The 453-nt window shown below is 59.8% G+C and carries 1 pseudogene; it reads left to right on the forward strand.

The features are described 5' to 3' along the window. Positions 1-66 precede the first annotated feature (66 nt). Positions 67-453 (forward strand): annotated as a pseudogene (gene pyrG / locus QWI17_RS08895) (CTP synthetase); the annotation flags it as partial.

The raw sequence follows: 453 nt of genomic DNA on the forward strand, positions 1-453 counted from the left end.
GCTTCGGCCTTCCTTCGCTTTCTCCGGCGGCGCTGGCCGCCTTAACGCAGACTTCTAGGGTTTTTCATGACGCGCTACATATTCGTCACGGGCGGTGTTGTTTCTTCATTGGGGAAAGGCATTGCCTCGGCTTCCCTGGCGGCCATCCTGGAAGCGCGGGGCCTGAAGGTCACCATGCTCAAGCTGGATCCGTACATCAACGTCGACCCGGGCACGATGAGCCCGTTCCAGCATGGTGAAGTGTTCGTCACCCACGATGGCGCCGAGACCGACCTCGACCTGGGCCACTACGAGCGGTTCATCCGCACCACCATGACCCAGAACAACAACTTCACCACCGGCCGTATCTACGAGCACGTGCTGCGCAAAGAGCGCCGTGGTGATTACCTGGGCGCGACCATCCAGGTCATTCCGCACATCACCGACGAAATCAAGCGCCGCATCATCAAAGGT

It is taken from the genome of Gilvimarinus gilvus (genome assembly GCF_030518155.1).
In the GTDB taxonomy this organism is placed as follows: domain Bacteria; phylum Pseudomonadota; class Gammaproteobacteria; order Pseudomonadales; family Cellvibrionaceae; genus Gilvimarinus; species Gilvimarinus gilvus.